The 703-nt window shown below is 39.4% G+C and carries 1 protein-coding gene; it reads right to left on the reverse strand.

The genetic code is table 11. The features are described from left to right. A partial coding sequence (locus tag DWY31_RS13695) for a hypothetical protein (protein WP_199672005.1) occupies positions 1–685 on the reverse strand: 685 nt, incomplete at its 3' end. Positions 686–703 lie beyond the last annotated feature (18 nt).

Raw genomic sequence — 703 nt, forward strand, 5'->3', positions numbered from 1 at the left:
CATAATCCGCTCCTGTGTAATGTTCCATGCCACCAAAACGGTAATCTTCCAGTTGAAGCATGAGCATATTTCCGGATACTTTCATATCTACCGGTTTGTATTTTTCTGACTGATACAACTCTTCGCTCTTTCCATCGGCATTTGTTTTATAAATACGAAACTCCTTTGATTCATTACGAAAATCCCATGCATACAAGGTGTCTTTGTAAGATGCCAGTAATTTTCCATCTTGTAAATCCGTATCCAGTTGATGTACTCGTTCTCCCGTTGTCTTATTTATCATAACTGTAGCTAAAAAATCTCCCGCAGATGTATCCTTAAGCATCAAACGATAATACACTTCTCCGTCTTTTGTCTTTTCCCGCTTACAGTTGCCTGCATGATAAAGCTCCATATCCGGTGTCGTAATCTTGGTATGTTCTATCCAGTGCTTATCCCAATCTATAAATGCGCCTTTGCCTGTCTGCATTTTTAGTTCGCCTAAATCCACCGTTTTTCGGACATTCTCTGCATCCACTACATATAACATCTTCTGATATGAATCATCTTCCCCTGTACTGCAAATAATATAAATATATTTTTTACCGAGAAATGCCTTTTCAATTCTTCCATCCGCATCCATTTTCCTCTCAGCAACCAGCTTGCCATCCGCATCATACTGGCGCAGAGCATCCCAGGAATTCACATATATGTATTTTCCATT

Source organism: Dorea sp. AF24-7LB (assembly GCF_003478575.1).
GTDB classification, from domain to species: domain Bacteria; phylum Bacillota; class Clostridia; order Lachnospirales; family Lachnospiraceae; genus Dorea_D; species Dorea_D hominis.